General features: G+C 68.2%; 12 protein-coding genes and 4 pseudogenes. 10 read left to right on the forward strand and 6 right to left on the reverse strand.

All coding sequences use genetic code 11. The features are described 5' to 3' along the window. Together ACFYR3_RS41375 and ACFYR3_RS41380 are read left to right on the forward strand one after the other, a co-directional pair. Positions 1-560 (forward strand): annotated as a pseudogene (locus ACFYR3_RS41375) (hypothetical protein); the annotation flags it as partial. 522 nt (positions 561-1,082) lie between these two features. Beyond that, positions 1,083-1,325: pseudogene (locus ACFYR3_RS41380) on the forward strand (Tn3 family transposase); the annotation flags it as partial. A gap of 96 nt (positions 1,326-1,421) precedes the next feature. On the opposite strand, the gene ACFYR3_RS41385 reads toward ACFYR3_RS41380, so the two are convergent. After that, a complete protein-coding gene (locus ACFYR3_RS41385; protein WP_389287350.1) occupies positions 1,422-2,378 on the reverse strand; it encodes an NAD(P)-dependent alcohol dehydrogenase in 957 nt (318 codons plus the stop codon). 114 nt (positions 2,379-2,492) lie between these two features. Between ACFYR3_RS41385 and ACFYR3_RS41390 the strand changes: the two genes are divergently transcribed. Then, positions 2,493-3,185 carry a helix-turn-helix domain-containing protein gene (locus ACFYR3_RS41390; protein ID WP_355857330.1) on the forward strand — a complete coding sequence of 231 codons (693 nt, stop codon included), beginning with the start codon at positions 2,493-2,495 and terminating at the stop codon, positions 3,183-3,185. A 178-nt stretch (positions 3,186-3,363) separates the two neighbouring features. Next, positions 3,364-4,026, forward strand: a pseudogene (locus ACFYR3_RS41395) (recombinase family protein); the annotation flags it as partial. Between the two features lie 494 nt (positions 4,027-4,520). Here ACFYR3_RS41395 and ACFYR3_RS41400 read toward each other — a convergent pair. Beyond that, on the reverse strand, positions 4,521-5,348 hold the full coding sequence (locus ACFYR3_RS41400) for a helix-turn-helix transcriptional regulator (protein ID WP_355857324.1): 828 nt from the start codon (positions 5,346-5,348) through the stop codon (positions 4,521-4,523). A 113-nt stretch (positions 5,349-5,461) separates the two neighbouring features. Between ACFYR3_RS41400 and ACFYR3_RS41405 the strand changes: the two genes are divergently transcribed. Next, entirely contained in the window at positions 5,462-6,238 is a 777-nt protein-coding gene (locus ACFYR3_RS41405; RefSeq protein WP_355857321.1) for an alpha/beta hydrolase, read from the forward strand. 220 nt (positions 6,239-6,458) lie between these two features. Beyond that, entirely contained in the window at positions 6,459-7,007 is a 549-nt protein-coding gene (locus ACFYR3_RS41410) for a carbonic anhydrase (protein WP_355857318.1), read from the forward strand. A 178-nt stretch (positions 7,008-7,185) separates the two neighbouring features. Here the strand turns inward: ACFYR3_RS41410 and ACFYR3_RS41415 are convergent, their stop codons facing one another. From ACFYR3_RS41415 to ACFYR3_RS41430, 4 genes are all read right to left on the reverse strand, one after another. Further along, a complete protein-coding gene (locus ACFYR3_RS41415; RefSeq protein WP_389287353.1) occupies positions 7,186-10,341 on the reverse strand; it encodes a Tn3 family transposase in 3,156 nt (1,051 codons plus the stop codon). A 171-nt stretch (positions 10,342-10,512) separates the two neighbouring features. Then, complete coding sequence (locus tag ACFYR3_RS41420; RefSeq protein WP_389287355.1) at positions 10,513-11,037, reverse strand: S1 RNA-binding domain-containing protein; 525 nt, start codon at positions 11,035-11,037, stop codon at positions 10,513-10,515. A 112-nt stretch (positions 11,038-11,149) separates the two neighbouring features. Then, the gene (locus ACFYR3_RS41425) at positions 11,150-12,439 is read right to left on the reverse strand and encodes a hypothetical protein (protein ID WP_389287357.1); all 1,290 of its coding nucleotides are present in this window, start codon (positions 12,437-12,439) and stop codon (positions 11,150-11,152) included. 65 nt (positions 12,440-12,504) lie between these two features. Continuing rightward, entirely contained in the window at positions 12,505-13,749 is a 1,245-nt protein-coding gene (locus ACFYR3_RS41430; RefSeq protein ID WP_389287359.1) for a tyrosine-type recombinase/integrase, read from the reverse strand. A gap of 68 nt (positions 13,750-13,817) precedes the next feature. Here ACFYR3_RS41430 and ACFYR3_RS41435 point away from each other — a divergent pair, with 68 nt between their 5' ends. From ACFYR3_RS41435 to ACFYR3_RS41450, 4 genes and pseudogenes are all read left to right on the forward strand, one after another. Continuing rightward, positions 13,818-14,189, forward strand: coding sequence for a DUF6192 family protein (locus ACFYR3_RS41435; RefSeq protein WP_389287361.1), 372 nt, complete (start codon positions 13,818-13,820; stop codon positions 14,187-14,189). A gap of 2 nt (positions 14,190-14,191) precedes the next feature. Further along, positions 14,192-14,602, forward strand: a complete 411-nt coding sequence (locus tag ACFYR3_RS41440; protein ID WP_389287363.1) for a RacP protein — start codon at positions 14,192-14,194, stop codon at positions 14,600-14,602. Between the two features lie 71 nt (positions 14,603-14,673). Further along, positions 14,674-15,015: pseudogene (locus tag ACFYR3_RS41445) on the forward strand (transposase); the annotation flags it as partial. 699 nt (positions 15,016-15,714) lie between these two features. Next, on the forward strand, positions 15,715-16,197 hold the full coding sequence (locus ACFYR3_RS41450) for a hypothetical protein (protein WP_389287365.1): 483 nt from the start codon (positions 15,715-15,717) through the stop codon (positions 16,195-16,197). Positions 16,198-16,259: the final 62 nt, after the last annotated feature.

Here is a 16,259-nt window from a genome sequence, read left to right on the forward strand (position 1 = left end):
AGGAGATGTGGGGACTGCTCACCCTCTACCAGGCCCTGCGCTCGGTCATGGTGACCGCGGTGGAGACACTGCCCGGCTGCGATCCCGACCGCGCCGGCTTCACCGTCGCTCTGGAAGCCGCCCGCGACACGGTGGTCAGCCTGGTCGCAACGACCGCGACCCCAGGGCCGGGCAGCCGCTCCGACCTGGTGGGACACATCGGCGCCCACGTTCTGCACGCGTTGCTCCCCGGGCGCCGGATGCGACTGTCCGCCCGCATCGTCAAGTGCGGAACCTCCCGCTACAACATCTGGAACCGCGACGGGCGTCCACGCGGCAGCACAGCGATCACCGCCATCGAGATCACCGTGCACCCACCAGCCCTGCCCAGCACACAGGACCCGAGCCGGGCCCTCTCCGGCCGTTGGGGATTGCCGTCATGGACACGCTCGGCTTCCCGACCCGATGGATCGATGTTTCCGCGATCACCGACAGCTCAGAGTTTCAAGAAGCCGTCGTTGCGGCCGTCGCCCTTGCTGGCGGCCCGATTCTGCTGGGCCATTTGGGCACAGAGACGATGACACCGCCGCGGCTAGCAGGCTCTAGAGGTCAGCAGTGTCAAGGAGAAAGCACGGTCCTGACCAGCGTGAGTGGCGAGTGGACCTTCCAGGTGAACGTCGGGAAGTCAGCTCCGGATCCGGCTGAAACCCGGTCACTCGGTTACACAGTCCGGGTCGACGGCGAAGCCCTCGTCACACAGGACGACTCGGGCAGCATCACTGACATCGCATTCTCGGCACACATGATCACGACATCCCGGCGCTGAACAACAACGGCGAGGCGGAACAGGCTTCAGCTATGCCAGTTGCGCCGCTCCCGTCGGCGCACACCGCGTTCCTCCGCTCTCTCAATATCACAACGAGATAACGATGGCGGAGCTGTGCTGAGACATGCTCCAGTCTCAAACTTGCTACCGAACCGAGCCCATGTCCGGGTGTGAGTAGTCGGCGTACAGAAAATCCCGGTGAGAACGATCACGGTGGCTAGCACACGGCGTACGACTGCTGCTGGGGTTCGAGGAAAGATCGTCGGGAGGGCCGGGCGGTGGCTACGGTCTCGTGCTCAACGCCGTCGTGCTGTGGAACACCCGCTACCTGGACGCTGCCGTCGCGGCGCTCCGGGCCGAGGGCCACGACGTCAAGAACGAGGACGTTGCCCGGCTCTCCCCGCTTAAGGACCGGCACATCAACTTCCTGGGCCGTTACCTGTTCAATATCAAGGCCAGCGGACCCGGCCAGGGCCTGCGTCCCTTCCGTGACCCGGATGCGGTCGAAGAGGAGGACTGAAGCGAGCGGTCCCGAGCCGGGCCCGACGGGCCATCGGGGCAGTGGCACGCACGCTCGCGTGCGTGCGTGCAGACGGGAACGCGGTGTTTGTGGGGTCTACACGAGCTGGATGACGTGCTTGCCGCGCACCCCGCCTGCTTCCAGGGCCCGGTGGGCGTCAGCGATCTTTTCGAGGGGGTAGACGGTGTCGAGGACGTGGACGATGTCGCCGTTCTCGGCGTGCCGGGTGAGTTCGGTGAGCAGGGTGGTGTCGGGGTTGCCGCTGAAGGCGCGGATGCGTCCGGTGCCGTGGACGTTCGAGGCGAGGATGCGGGCGAGGCTGGTGAAGGGCTTGCTGATGTCGACGGTGACGGCGACCATGCGTCCGCCGGGGGCGAGCAGCCGGCGGTAGATGTGCTGCTGTGTTCCGGCCGTGTCGACGACGACGTCGAAGCGGCCCATCTGGGTGGGGTGGGTGGTCCGGTAGTCGAAGGCTTCGTCCGCGCCGAGGCCGTGGACGAAGTCGAGATTTTTGGCGCCGGCCAGCGCGGTGACGTGGGCGCCGAGGAGTTTGCCGATCTGTACGGCGACGCTACCTACGCCGCCGGCTGCGCCGCGTACCAGCAGACGCTCGCCCGGCTTGAGGGCGGCCTTGTCGCGCAGGGCGGTCACCGCCGTCGTCCCGCCCGCCAGCAGGGAGATGGCCTGCAGCAGGGTGAGGTTCTCAGGGGCGGGGGCGATCTGCCGGGGCCGGACGGCAACGTATTCGGCCATGCTGCCGGACTTGTGGCCCAGTAGACCCCATACCCGGTCCCCCGCCCGCACCCCGGCCACCGACGACCCGGTCTCGGCGACCTCTCCGGCGAAGTCGATACCGGTCACCTTCGGGAAGGTGCGGCCCGTCACCAGGCGCAGCTTCCCGGCCCGGCCGGGCAGCTCACCGCCGTTGATACTCACGGCGTGCACCCGTACCAACACCTCGTCGGGCTGGATGGACGGTATGGGCATGCTGCCCACGTACAGGACCTCCGGGGGGCCGTAGCGGTCGAAGAGCGCGGCGCGCATCTCACTCATGATCTTCTCTCGTTTCGCGTGGTGAGGGGGTGAGCGGAGCGAATGCCTCCGCCCCTACACTCACGCTAACCCCCTAAACGGACGCTATCTTCCACTTACGTCGAAGTGAGAGAAATGCCTGCTCAGCCATCTCACAACGCACACCAGCCGCCGTCCGGCGACGATCCCGCAGCGGAGGCCGCCGGACTGCGAGCCGACGCCCGGCACAACCGCGAACGCATCCTCGAAGCCGCCCGCGAGACGTTCACACATCAGGGCATCGACGTCCCCCTGAGCGCCGTCGCCCGCCGCGCGGGAGTGGGCGTGGCCACCCTCTACCGTCGCTTCCCCACCCGCGCCGCACTTGTCACCGCCACCTTCACCGAACAGCTCACCCAGTGCGCGGCCGCCCTGGACGACGCCCTCAGCGATCCCGACCCCTGGCACGGGCTGCGTCTGCTCCTGGAGAAGGTGTGCACCATGCAGGCCACCGACCGGGGCTTCGCCGGCGCGTTCCTCGCCCACTTCCCCGACACCCTCGACCACGAGCACCGCCGCGCCCGCGCCGAAGACGGCCTGAGCAGGCTCGTGCAGCGCGCCAGGGACACCGGACAACTGCGCGCCGACTTCGACCTCTCCGACATCACCCTTCTGCTCCTGGCCAACGGCTCCCTGGCCGGACAGCCGAAGGAGACCGCCCTGACCGCCTCCCAGCGACTGCTCGCCTACTTCCTGCAGTCCATGCGATCCAACGATCACGCCGAACCTCTGCCACCCGCAGCACCGATGGGACTCCAGCACATTCATCCGCACACCCCCAGATCCTGAGCGGCTGGCCCCTGCGATCGCGACGTAAATCCTTCTCGTAAACGGTCCTTTGCGCGAGCAAGATCAATCGCGTGCCGCCAGACCTCCACTGGGCCCGGATTCGTTCTCGGAACCCGTTCTCACTCAAAAGCGGTACGAACCCCCTTCTGAGACTTGCATTGTGCGAAAATCCATCGCCATGACGGACCCTCGGCACCCCTCCTCGGCCGACCGGTCGGACGCCGACGACGTCGAGGCGCACGCCTGTCCGAAGTGCGAAGCCCAGCCCGGATCGCCGTGCCGCTCGCGCGGCGGCGCGGTCGCCTCCGCCTACCACACCCGCCGCTTCACCCGCGTGCCCGGGCTGAAGAAGGCACTACGGGTGTCCACCCCCGCCGACCGCGGGGCGGGCCGCCCCTGGCGGCCGGGCACCCCGCCGCCGGCGCCGATCGACCCGGACCTGTCGAGCGCAGACATCCGCATCGGCTACGCCCGCTGCTCGACCCTCGGGCAGGAACTCGACTCCCAACTCGACGCGCTCGCCGGGCACGGCATCCCCAGGGACAAGATCTTCGCGGAGAAGATCAGCACCCGCATCCGCGTACGGCCGAAGTTCGAGGAGGCGCTGCGGACCGCGCGGGAGGTCAAGGCGCACGCCCCGCACTGCCGGGTCATCTTCACCGTGTACGAGATGAAGCGGCTCGGCCGCGACGCCGCCGAGCTCACCGCGCTCGCCGACCACCTCACAGCCCACGGCCTCATCCTGGAGATGCTCGCCGGTCCGCTGCCCGGCATCTACGACCCGACCGGGCCGGGGAAGCTGCTGTTCGCGTTCTTCGCCGCGATGGCGGAGACCGAGCGGGAGAACATCCGCGAGTCCACGCTCGAAGGGCTCGACACCGCGGCCCGCAAGGGCAAGCACGGCGGCCGGCCGCCGGTCATTACCGACGACATGCTGCACACCGTGCTGCGGCGCCGCGCGGGCGGCGAGTCCGTCGAGCAGATCCAGCCCGACCTGATCATCCCCACCGGCAAGCGCAAGGGACAGCCCCCTCCGTCGCCAGCATCTACCGGGCGCTCGCCGAACATGCCAAGCGGGAGGCGTACCCCGAGGCCGTCGAACAGGCCCACACCGACTTCGCCGCCCTCCAGACCGGCGACGTTCCCCGGCCCCGCCCGGACACCGCAGCGCTCAGTTCGCGACCATGATCGTTCTCACCGGGATTTCCTGTACGCCGACTACTCACACCCGGATCCTTGCTCTCTGGTACCTGGCACTCACGGCAGATGCGGGAGCATAGGGCCGACGAGGCCGTCGCCGGCGGATGAACAGTGGGCTTTCCTTGAGCGCCCTCGTCACCCGACGGTCACCGTCGCCTGCCACGCGCCGGGGCGCTTGCCTGTCGCGTTCCGGAAGAACACCGAGAAGTTGGAGGCGTCGGGGAAGCCGAGCCTGTCGGCGCAGGCCGCTGGGGTGAGGCGGTCGTGCGCGAGGAGGCGTTTGGCTTCCAGGACGATCCGATCGACGATGTACGCCTTCGCGGTGCGGCCGGTGGCCTGCTGCACCGCTCTTGAGAGGGTCCGGGGCGCGTAGCCCAGAGCCCGGGCGTAGTACCCGGCGTCGTGATGTTGCCTGAAGTGTGCCTCGACGTTGGACCGGAACAGCCGGAACACCGGATGTGCTGAGCGTGCTCCGCCGTGCGGGGGCCGCAGCCGGGCGATCAGCGCGGAAAGCAGGATCTCGGGCAGCTGCATAGAGAGGTCCCCGGGCGGGGCGGATGCCTCAAGGAGGAGATGGTTCCGCGCGGCGTCGACGAACGGCCAGTCCGCATCGGGGACGCTCCAGTGCGCGACCAGGTCCGGGGATGCGACGAGTTCCCGGGTGGCGTGGGTGACCGGCGCGGTCGGCACGAACAGCACGACGTGCCCATCCACGCCGGCGATGTCGTCCCACCTGTGCACCGCCGCGGGAGGGATCCATACCGCGGAGCGCTCCCGCAGCGGGTGCCGGAGGAAGTCCACCGTGACGGACCCGGGCCCGGCATCGACGACGGCAAGGACGTGGAAGTCGGCACGCTGTGTCCCGCCGTCGTTCAGCTCGCGGAGGCGGTGGAACGTCATCGTTTCGACGGCGGCGGCCCGGCGCTCGCCGGGCTGATAGGTCATCTGCCGGATCATGGTCACGTGTCCAGTTTCCACCATCGAGCGACTGGTCACGCCGATGCCCGGGATCAGCGGGAGGGATTCAATAAACACACAGGCCAAATCGCCTAGTAGCACTGACCGAGAGAGGCACGATGAACACCACCCAGCAACCGCCACTGCCCACTTACGACCACAAGCAGGGTGCCGGGCCGACCCTGGTTTTCCTGCACTACTGGGGTGGTTCCGCCCGCACCTGGGACCTCGTCGTGGACCGACTTGCCGGTCGTGACCTGCTCACGGTCGATTTCCGCGGGTGGAACCGCTCCAGCGACCTGACCGGGCCCTACACCCTCAGCCAGCTCGCCGACGACACGCTCGACGTGATCGCCGACTCGGGCGTCACCGACTACGTCCTTGTCGGACACTCCATGGGCGGCAAGGTCGCGCAGCTCGTCGCGGCTACCCGGCCCGCCGGGCTCCGCGGGATCGTCCTCGTCGGTTCCGGCCCGGCGAAACCCGCCGCGGCGGTCACTGCGGAGTATCGGGAAGCCCTGTCCCACGCCTATGACTCCGAGGAGTCCGTCGCCGGCGCACGGGACGACGTCCTGACCGCGACCGAACTGCCCGCGTCGATCAAGGCGCAGATCGTGGCCGACTCGCGTGGCGGCGCGGACGCCGCCCGTACGGAGTGGCCGCTGCGCGGCATCGCGCAGGACATCTCCGAGCACACGCGCATGATCAGCGTTCCCTCCCTCGTCGTCGCAGGAGGCAACGATCGCGTCGAGCCCGTCGACGTGCTCGTCAACAACCTGGTGCCCTACCTCTCCGGAGCCGAGTTCGTGGTGATCCCCCACACGGGCCACTTGATCCCGCTGGAAGCTCCGACCGACCTCGTCGACGCCATCACGGCCTTCGCACCAGCAGCCTGAGACCACCTCGGCGACCTGAGGGCGGACGTCGTCCCCGATCGTCCGCCGCAGGCCCGACCGCGTCACAGCAGGTGGGGATCCTCCTGGCGTCGGCTCGCACCCCGACCCCGACATCGGCCACGGTCGGCCCGGGCGACAAGCGGGTCAGCTTCACAAAGTCGGCGGTGACACCGCAATAGGCGCGTCAGGGCCGCATATACATCAACAAGGAGTGGACATCATGACGGAGTTCAACGAGTTGCTGGGGCGCAACCGCGAGTTCGCTGCGAACGTCGATCTCGGAAGGCTGGCCATGCCGCCCAAGGAGGCGATGCCTGACAGGCTGCTCCTCGTGCTGGCCTGTGTCGACCCGCGGGTCGAGCCGGCCGGCTTCCTCGGGATCCGAACCGGAGACGCGGGAGTGCTGCGCAACGCGGGCGGGCGCGTTGACGACAGGGTCGCAGAGGACATCGCCTATCTCTCCATGCGCCTGGGTGTGCAGATGGATGTTGCCGTCATCCATCACACGCAATGCGGGACCGGGAAGCTGTCCGAGCCCACCTTCCGCCATGCCTTCGCCCACCACACCGGTCTGGACGAGGGCGCCCTCGCGGACAAGGCGGTGACCGACCCGGCCGTAACCGTGCGCCAGGATGTCGCGGAACTGCTCGGACACCCGCTGCTGTCCAACGACATGCTCGCTTCGGTGTCCGGCCATGTGCTGCGGCTCGAAACCGGACTGGTCGAGACGGTCGTCGAAGCGACCGCTCCGGTTCGGCCCCACCGGTGACACGACCGCTCCGACCTGCGGATTGAGAAGAAAGCACATACTGTTCCTGCCACAGATGAGGCGGGCCTTGTGACTGCAGGCCGAGCGCGGATCCCGCAGCACTCCGGTTGAGTCGGCCTGAAGCACGGTTCCGGCGTTGCCGCCAGCCCGTTCCTCAAGGCTGCTCTCCGAACTGGGCCTACCCATCTCCGAGTTCCGGCTCCGGTCCGCTTCCGTCATCGTCCTCGTCCAGCTCCTGCGCTTCCGGGTCGCGCAGCGGGCGCAGGGCACCGGCGGCCGGAACGCTGGGGGTGAAGCTGTAGCGGCCGAGCAGGTTCAGGTTCGCGTGCTTGAGCGGGGAGAGCCGGGCGATGTCCTCGTCCCGGATCTCGTGACCCTCGGCCCGGAGCTGGGCGACGGCGGCGTCGATGTACTGCGTCGTCCAGAGCACGATGGCGTTGAGGACCAGGCCGAGCGCGCCGAGCTGGTCCTCCATGCCGTCGCGGTACGCCTGGTGGATGGTGCCGCGCTTGCCGTGGCACACGTCCCGGGCCAGTTTGTGGCGGGACTCCTGCACGGTGAGCTGCCGGTTCATCTGGCGCCGGTAGGTGTCGTCAACTGGGTCGACCACCCGCAGCAGGTGCTCGGTCTTGGCGATCCGCCCGTACTCCGCGAACGCTGTCCCCAGCGGAGTGGGGCGCCCCTCGCGCCCGAACATCCGCAGCAGGTCGTAGGCGCGGACCTGGTTGGTGACCAGGGACCCGGCGACCTTCAGCATGTCCGGCCAGTGCGTGATCACCTTGTTCAGGTTCACGCGGTTGCGGGCCAGGTCCTCCACCGCACCGTAGGTGCCGGTCTCGACGCCTGGCATCGTGGCCCGCCAGAACCGTTGGTCGTCCAGGTCGCGGAACCGGGGTGAGAAGTTGTAGCCGAGGATCTTGAACAGGCCGAACACCATGTCGGAGTACGAGGCGTTGTCGGTCGCCACCATCTCCGGCTTCACCCCGCCGTCCAGGTTCAGCAGCGCGTCCAGGATGTGCAGGGAGTCGCGCGGGGTGCCGGGGACGACCATCTGTCCGATCCCGGCGACCTGGTCGTTGACGGCGTTGAGCCAGGTGATGCCGCGCTTGAACCCGAAGTACTTCGGCGACGGCGCCGCGCTGATCGTGCGCACGGGTACGACGAACCGCAGTCCGTCCACCGAGGCGAGCAGACCGTTGCCCCAGAACTTCACGATGGGCACGGCGGCCTGGGCGGCGATGAGCCGCGCGTTCGCCGCGGCGATGGTCTCGGCGCGCAGGTAGTACTGGTCGACGTGCACGAGCCGGGCCCTGGTCAGGGCCTCATGGCCGGGGTTCACCACCGGGGCCATACCGATGTTGCACGCCTCGGACACCAGCAGCGCGACGACCGAGGTGGACAGGTCCTTCATCCGGGTGGTGCCGTCCCCGAGATGGACGAAGGCGTCGAGGAAGCCGGTCCAGGCGTTCACTTCGAACAGCAGGTCAGGCAGATCAATCTTCGGGAGCATCTTCTCGACCCGCTTGCGCAGCCAGGTCAGGGACTTCGGCTCGCCGAGCGCGCCGAGCTTGTCGACGTGTAGCTTCACCCGCCCGTCGTCCTGCACCTCGACGGAGACCTTCGCCGCTGGCCCCGCCTCCTCCAGGCGCTCGGCGAGCTGCTTCCACCCGGCGTCCAGGCCCCGCACCAGCTCCGCCAGATGCTCCTCGACGGACATGTCCAAGCTCAGGGCCGCCAGGACGTCCTCGCTCACCGCCTCCCACTCGGGGCCCTCCAGCAGGCGGGCCCGCGGGTTGGACCAGCGGTGCGAGGGCGAGGCGAACACGTCGCGGTTGTTCAGGGCCCGGTGCAGCTGCTCCAGCACGCACACCACGTACGCGTCCCGGTCCACCGCGCCCTGCGGCAGGTCGGGGCCGGCATACACCGCCTTGCGCCACGCCGGAGGCACGAGCTTGTCGTCCACCTCGCGCGGCAGCAGCGGCTTGACGCCCGTCTTTCGCCGCGCCAGCGCCGGCAGGCTGCGGACCCCTGCCAGGACCCGCTTGCTGGCGCTCGCCGCGTCCAGCGCCTTCGACTCGCCCAGCAGCGACAGGAACGGACGCACCGTGGCGTACCGGGTCGCGAGCGCGGCCCGCATCGCGACCTCGGCCGAGCCCTCGTCCTCGGGAACCAGCGAGACCACCGTGGCCGCGGCGCTCATCACGGCGGCGCGCGAGGCGACTTCCTCCAGCGCCGCCCACAGCGCGGCCACGTCCACATCCGCCCCGTGCTCCTCGACCAGCTCCAGCTCCTCGAACAACACCTTCGCCGCCCGCGCGACGGTACGCGACGCCTTCTCCAGCTGAGGGAGCGTGGACAGGCGCTCCTTCTCCGTCTTCCGCTTCGCCGTGCTCAGCAGCCGGGTGGCCATGAGGACCTGGAACAGGTCCAGAGCCTCGTCGATCGCCTTCGCCTCCAGATGCCGCATCACCGCGGTGAGCATCGCCGTACGCTTCGGCTCCGCCGCCCGCTCCAGCAGCGCCGCCTTCGACCCCAGCGCGTACCGAGCCAGCAACGCCATCCGGTTCGGCGGGATCTGCGACAGCTTCAGCCGCCCGAGCTGGAACGCGCCGATCTCGTCCACCCGCTCCAGAGCACGGGCGAACGCCGTGCCCGTCGTCCGGGTCGGCGGCCGGCGCAGCCGCTCCAGCTCCGAGAACCGCGAGCCCTCCGGCGTCTTCAGCGTCGCCACCAGGTCACCGGGCAACGCCGCATCCGCGCGGCGGGCGGCCCCCGCGACGGTGGCGTGCAGCCGCTTGTCCGCGACCTTACGGACCTCCGACACCTGCCGGGCCAACACGCTCACCCCCGGCAGCAGCAGGCGGTTGCGACGCAACCAGCCCACCGCGTGGTCAAACAGCGCCTTCGGCCCCTCGGCGTGTGTCCACGCCCGCCCGTGCAGGAACGTACGGAACCGCCGCGACCACTCCGGGTCCTCGTACTCGTGGTACTTGTAGGCGTCTCGGATCTCCCACGCGTGCTCGTACGCCGTCTTCGGCCGCTCGGTGTACCGCTTCACCGCCGACGGGTCCTCGATGCCGAGCTGCGCGGCCAGGTGCTCGACCACCGGCCAGGGGGCGTCGAGCGGGTCGTCCGGGAGGAACCGGCCGATGTAGCGCACCGTGCACATCTGGAGCGCGAAACCGAGCTGGTGGTGCCCCGAGCGCCGCAGCGCGATCAGATCCCGGTCGACGTCGTCTAGGAAGAAGAACCGCTCCAGTTCAGGGCGGGTCGGCTCCTCGGCGAACTCGCCGTACGCCTCGGCCTGCTCATCAGTCAGAAATTCCACCGGCACGAAGCGGACCGTAGCCAGCCCCGGCACCCGCCCGGCGATCTTTCCGCGAACCCCAGCGGAGCCCTCAGCCCGTGTGCTAGCCGACCATGATCGTTCTCAGCGCCAACGGCTGTACCGATGTTCCCCGATACCGGCTTCACACCGATTACCCGTCGTGAGCCGACAACCCCATCACGAGCGGAGGGACAGCAGGATCCGGCGTCTATGCAGGTTGATGCCGGCAACTTCGACCATGACCTCATCATCAATCTGCAAGACGCTCTCAGGCTGATCCGCATCCCGCTCTGCGAGCTCATGGATCGGAACCAGCCCCGCGAATTTCTCGTGGACTTGCACGAAGGCTCCGATCCTAACGACCCTCTCTACCCGGCCGGGAATCACGCGACCGAACTGAACGCGAGCAAACTCCTCAAGCGGATCCGGATAAAGCGCCTTCAGCGAGAAGGAAGCCCGTTCCCGCTCGACATCGACGTCCAGGACCACGATGGTGACCTCCTGTCCCACCTCCACGATGTCCGACACCGCCTCGAAGTGATGAGCCCAGGTCAACTCGGCTACGTTCACAAGCCCGTGGAAGCCCCCGATGTCGACGAACGCGCCGAACCTCTCGATGGACGACACCACCCCTTTGCAGACCTGGCCCCGCTCCAGCGTCTCCAGGACCGTCCGGCCACCTCGATCTGCCGTCTCCGCCATACCGCCAACCCTTCGTCAACGGCCAAGACTCTCACGTCAGACCCGCGCAGGGGAGGCGGCAGAGCGGCCTGAAGATGGGGCCAATTCTCGTTGTTATTTCCGGCCATGAAGATCAGGAAGTGGGGCCAGAACTCGTTGTTGGGTGGGGCCACGACTCATCGGTGAAGCCAAAGACCTCTCCGACAGTGGCGACTTGCGCTGCAACCAGCAGGTTCTTCTGTGCGCTGTGATGGGCTTCGGTGGTGTCCACCAGCTCGGGGAGTCGGGGCAGCCGCTCGCGCACCCGCTGGTGCATCTTGGCCCGGACCTTCTTCTTGACCTTGGTGAACCCGCCGGTGTCGACCTTGCGGACGGGGCTGGGGACCGCCCAGGCCGCCCAGCTCGGGTCCTCCAGAGCCCACTGCTGGATGTCCAGGTAGAAAGCCCGGACTCCGGTCAGCACAGCGGTCCGGGTCTGGCGGGGAATGGGCTCCTTGCCCTCCCGGGTGATGAATCTGATCCGTTCCTTCCACGCCTCGGCAACCTCTGCGGGCAGGTCCAGAGTGTCGATGCCCGGGTGGTGTTTCTCGATGTCGGCCCAGAAGGCGCCCACCAGCCGACTCGCCAAGTGCTGAAGCGAGGTGTAGTCGAGGCTGGGGCGCCGTTCCTCCAGGTAGCGGACCAGCACATCGCGCACCGGTCGGCACCGGATGCTGTACCGGTCCACCATGGCCGCCGTGGACAACTGTCCGCGTGCCACGGTCCGGCGCAACGGCAACGCCGCGGACAGCAGGCCGACGTCGCGCATCAGGTCCCAGGCGGCGTGAAGCCCTGCGGGGGCCTTGGCGAAGGTTCTCCTGCTCCACTCGTGGTAGGCGATCAGGTCCTCGGCGGTGATCCGGTCCAGATCGCGGCCAGCCCGGAACGCGACCTTCACCAGGCAGTTCTCGGCCGTGCTCAGGTGACTGGGGATCATTCCCCGGGCGACGCCAGCCTGGCGGACCTTGCCAAACAACTCGGCGCCGAACTCCTGCTTGGCGTGGCGATAGAGCCCAGAAGTCCGGTAGCTCTGCAGGAATTCGTAGCTCGGCCGCACCACCCTGCCCAGGAGCAGGCAGCCCAGACCGTCCGTCGTCACTGCCCGTCGGGGCGCTTCGGCAGACCTGTATTCGGCCGTAACTAGGTCGATCCAGTCCCAGTCCAGACCGCTGTCAACGCCGGAGACGAGCCACCGTTCCTGCCAGCCGTCCCCGGGGAAGGACAACAGCCAGTGGAGGATTCGGGCGGCCCCACGCGACCGATCCGCGCGCTTGCTCCGGCTGCGCCTGCTCGTCGCCGGCGGAAAGGTCGCCAGGGACGGCAACAGTTCCAGAACGCCCTCGACCGAGAGAGCATCGAACGGACCGCGGTCGACAGCAAGCACCCGCTGATGGTCAAGGATGTCTCGCGGCGAAGGGACGGAATCCGCAGGTCTGGCGGTGATCGCAGTCATCGCGGAAGTCCTCCGAACAACACGGCCAGGTCGTCGGCCTCGTAACCGACGGCGACCGGTGGCGGGGCCTGCTGAGCCCGGAGTTCACGCTCGGCCAAGTGCTCGGCGACACGACGGATCACCTGTGCCTCGTCTTCCAAGAGGTATACGTCTGCGGTCGTGCTCAGGTGTGCGTGCCCCAGGATGGTCTGGACATCGAGCAGGGTCAGGTTCTTGTCCCGGCTCATGCGCAGAGCGGCGGTGTGCCTGAGGTCGTGCATCGTGTAGTTGGTGCCGAGCACCGCGTTGAAGCGGCGGAAGACGGCGCGCAGGGCCTCGTAGTTGAACGGTTGGCGATGCAGTCCTTCCCCGCGGTCGCGTCGTCGGTTGGTCCACCAGATCGGTTCGTCCGGTTCCAGCGGGCTGAGCTCGGCCAGGTAGAGGCGGAGCCAGACGAAGGCGTCCGGGCTGGCCGGCAGCCACTGCGCGTCGTCGCTGCCCTTGCGGCTGACCCGTACCAGTTGGTCTCCCCAGTCCAGGTCGACGCCGCGGATGCCGAGGACCTCGCTGGCCCGGGCGGCGTTGCTGATGTCCAGGGAGAGGATCGCGCGGTCGCGGTTGGAGCGCAGGGCGGCGAAGAGGTCATTCCAGCGTTCGTCTGGGATCTCGCGGGGTCTGCTCTTGGGGATCTTGGGGTTGTAGCGGATCCGCCCCTCGGGCCGGAAGGAGTCCAGCGGGTTGTGGTGGGCGTGCGGCCGGCTACCTCTGCGGTCGAGCGGGACGGGGTTGACCAGCGGACCTTGACCGGCATCGATCCAGAACTCGTAGAAGCCGCGGATGACCGCGTTGCTGTGCCGGATCGTCCGGGGCTGGTACTGGTCTCCCGGGTTCTGCTTCCGGGTGATCGGGTTGACCGTGCCCGCCGTGGCCGCCGACTTCGTACGTGGCGAGTTCCGGGGCTTGGTCGTCCGCATCAGCCACAGCACCAGATCCCGGACCTCCGCCGAGGACGCCCTGTCCCACTCGACCTGGACGACGTGCAGCCACCGCCACCACCGCAGCAGCGCATACGCGTAACTGCGAACCGAGCCTGGCCGGTTGCGGGCGACGAAGTCCCGCAGGAACCGTCGAACGGGCTCGACCGGCACCCCGTCGGGATCCACCACGAGCCACGGCACCACACCATCCGACGGGACCACCTTGCCCCACCGCGGCAGACGGATTGAACCGAGATCCCGCTCGACCTCATCCAACGACCCCACATAAACCTCCTCCTGTACTGCGTGAGGTCTACCGGTCAGCCCCTCCTCGACCCACCCGATGCCCCGGCGTGTCGCCTGGTAGTCCGGTCAACAGAGACACGGCCAGGCACGCCGTGAACGAGGCGCAGTTCGACCAGTTCCGCCAGCAGGTCCAGTACGGGCAGGAGGAAGCCGCCCCGCAGCTGGACCAGCTGCGGCGGATGGAGCACAGCACCCAGTTCATGGACCTGGTCGCGGTCTGCACGCAGTTCACCGTCACGGCCGGCCGGATCGTGCCGAACCTGCGGGGTGAGCCCTACGACGACGCCGAACGCGAGACGATCCTGCGGGGCCTTGCACGGGTGCGGGCGTCGGCGGACTGGATCGAGAACGCGGTCACCCGCGGCGAGGTCGACCTGGACGAGCAGCTTCAGAAGCTGCTGAAGGGCTCGGGCGAGTAGCGATGGGGCGGGGCGTTCCCGCTCACGTCCACGCCGAAGCCGTCCTGTCCGCCCTGCTGGAGGCCCGTCCCGCCGGCCTGACGATCGTCCAGCTGATGGCGGCCACCGAGCGCACCCGCGCTCAGGTCCACACCGGGCTCGCCCACCTGCGCATGGTGGCTGCGGCGAAGGGGCTTCCGCCGGTGACCTGGGACAAGACGTGGGGATATCGGATGCTGGACGACGCGCCGGAGGTCTGGATCGGCTACGAGCGGGCGTTCTTCGAGTCCGTCCACCACCGGGTCGCCAACTTCATCGCCGGGATCCTCCTGCCGCACCAGAAGAAGAAGCCCGACGACCTCTACATCCGCACGGTCATGGCGCAGATGGGCGCGATCGAGTCCACCCTGCACCTCCTCGCCAACCTGGAGTGAACCGGAGGAAGGCAACGGGCCGCGACCGCGCTGCAGTTGGCTGCTTCTGCAGGTCGCGGCCCGGCATCCCGTTGCCCCTCTACCGCTACCCCTCCGACACCAGCGACCTCGAATGGGCTCTGCTGGAACAGCTCCTGCCCATTCCCGTCTGCCAGACCTCCAAGGGCGGGGCTCCTGAGAAGTGGCCACGCCGCCGGGTGGTCGACGCCATCCGCTACATCACCGACAACGGGACGAAGTGGCGGGCGCTGCCCGCCGACTTCGGCATTCCGTGGCGCACAGTGTTCGGGTATTTCGCCCGCTGGGCGAAGGCCGGCGTCCTGCGGCACATCCTCGACCAGCTCCGCCGACGGCTGCGGCTGCGCCGCCGACGGTGTCCCTGGCCGGTCCGGGTGATCGTGGACTCGCAGTCTGCAGACCGCACCGCTCCCACTGCTCGCGTGCGGTGTCCTCCTTCTCACCGCTGGGAACACGGACCAGCACCGCCGCACGAACAGTGAAGATCTGCGGCACTGCACGGTCACCGTCACCACCCAGCGGGTCCGCTGCCCGCCGGGAGCGGATCGGGGCGACAAGCCTGCTTGGCATGGTGACGAACCTCCAGCACGGATTTGGCAGACCACGCGAGGACACCGCTTGGGCGGTCGTCGGACACCCACACCGAGAGGCCGCCAGCCCGCAACTGCGGTACACGACAGTGGCCCCGAGGTGTTGCGTCATAGCAGGGCTGCCGCGTCGCCCTCATTCTGTCGGCACACACTGATACCGTCCTGCGCTTGTCCGCTCTGGGCTATTTCGGTGCAGCAGCCTCAAGTCGCCTCGCAAGCGGCACTGTTCGCATTCCGTTCCCTCGCGCAGAGACAAGCCCGCGAGCCTGCCCCCACCGACCTGAGGGTGGCCTCCCGGGTGGTGCAACTCGTGTTCACGGGGCGCCCTTTGCGCGGTTTGCCTGGTGGACGGACAGCTACGCCGTTGTGATGCCGGACCTCGGTTCGTTTCAGGACGTTTGCGGCAGGGGGCTCGGTTGTCCCGGCTGCGATCCAGGAGTTTCGGCTCCGACCCATCCAGCTCCAGGGTTCCTGCAGGTAGCGCTGCGCCACGGAGATGTAGTGATGCAGGCGTCGGTCGATCTCAGCTGTGTCTACCGAGGGGTCGCCCAGGGAGTCGGCGATCGCCTGCATGAGGAAGTGCGCCTGCGCCGCAACGTTGTCGGGGCCGTCCAGCCGCAGGACCTGGTAAGTCCGTTGTGCCTCAGCGAGGAGCGCCTCGTCCAGTGCACCCCGATCACGCTTGCGATCTTCGACGAGTGCCTGCGCGGCTTGCAGGAAGACTACATACACCTCGCGCTTGGCCTCGAGCTGCTGTGCCCTGGCCTGCGCTTCCAAGGTCTGCTGCACGGTCTTCAAGACGGCCTCGGCCTGCTGCTGTCCGGCGTGCCGTGCTGCAGCAGCTTGCTGCTCACCAACCAGTTGCGCTGCAGCAGCTTGACGAAGCCCGGCACTGCGCGCTCTCGCGTATGGGCGGTACTCGAGCACGCAGGGCGGCCGACGAGGAAACATCTCCCAAACGCTGAAGCGCCCCCTGGCAACAGTTGAGATCGACGATCCGCTGCCAACGGGTTCCAGGCATCATGTAGGCATGTCTGCAAGGGAGTTCG

This window comes from Streptomyces sp. NPDC005784, assembly GCF_042871525.1.
In the GTDB taxonomy this organism is placed as follows: domain Bacteria; phylum Actinomycetota; class Actinomycetes; order Streptomycetales; family Streptomycetaceae; genus Streptomyces.

Bases quoted from the DNA above. Each gene is read 5' to 3' on its own strand.
- ACFYR3_RS41450 (WP_389287365.1), top strand. From the start codon at position 15,715: ATGCAGGCGTCGGTCGATCTCAGCTGTGTCTACCGAGGGGTCGCCCAG.
- ACFYR3_RS41405 (WP_355857321.1), top strand. From the start codon at position 5,462: ATGAACACCACCCAGCAACCGCCACTGCCCACTTACGACCACAAGCAG.
- ACFYR3_RS41385 (WP_389287350.1), bottom strand. From the start codon at position 2,378: ATGAGTGAGATGCGCGCCGCGCTCTTCGACCGCTACGGCCCCCCGGAG.
- ACFYR3_RS41420 (WP_389287355.1), bottom strand. From the start codon at position 11,037: ATGGCGGAGACGGCAGATCGAGGTGGCCGGACGGTCCTGGAGACGCTG.
- ACFYR3_RS41410 (WP_355857318.1), top strand. From the start codon at position 6,459: ATGACGGAGTTCAACGAGTTGCTGGGGCGCAACCGCGAGTTCGCTGCG.
- ACFYR3_RS41440 (WP_389287363.1), top strand. From the start codon at position 14,192: ATGGGGCGGGGCGTTCCCGCTCACGTCCACGCCGAAGCCGTCCTGTCC.
- ACFYR3_RS41390 (WP_355857330.1), top strand. From the start codon at position 2,493: ATGCCTGCTCAGCCATCTCACAACGCACACCAGCCGCCGTCCGGCGAC.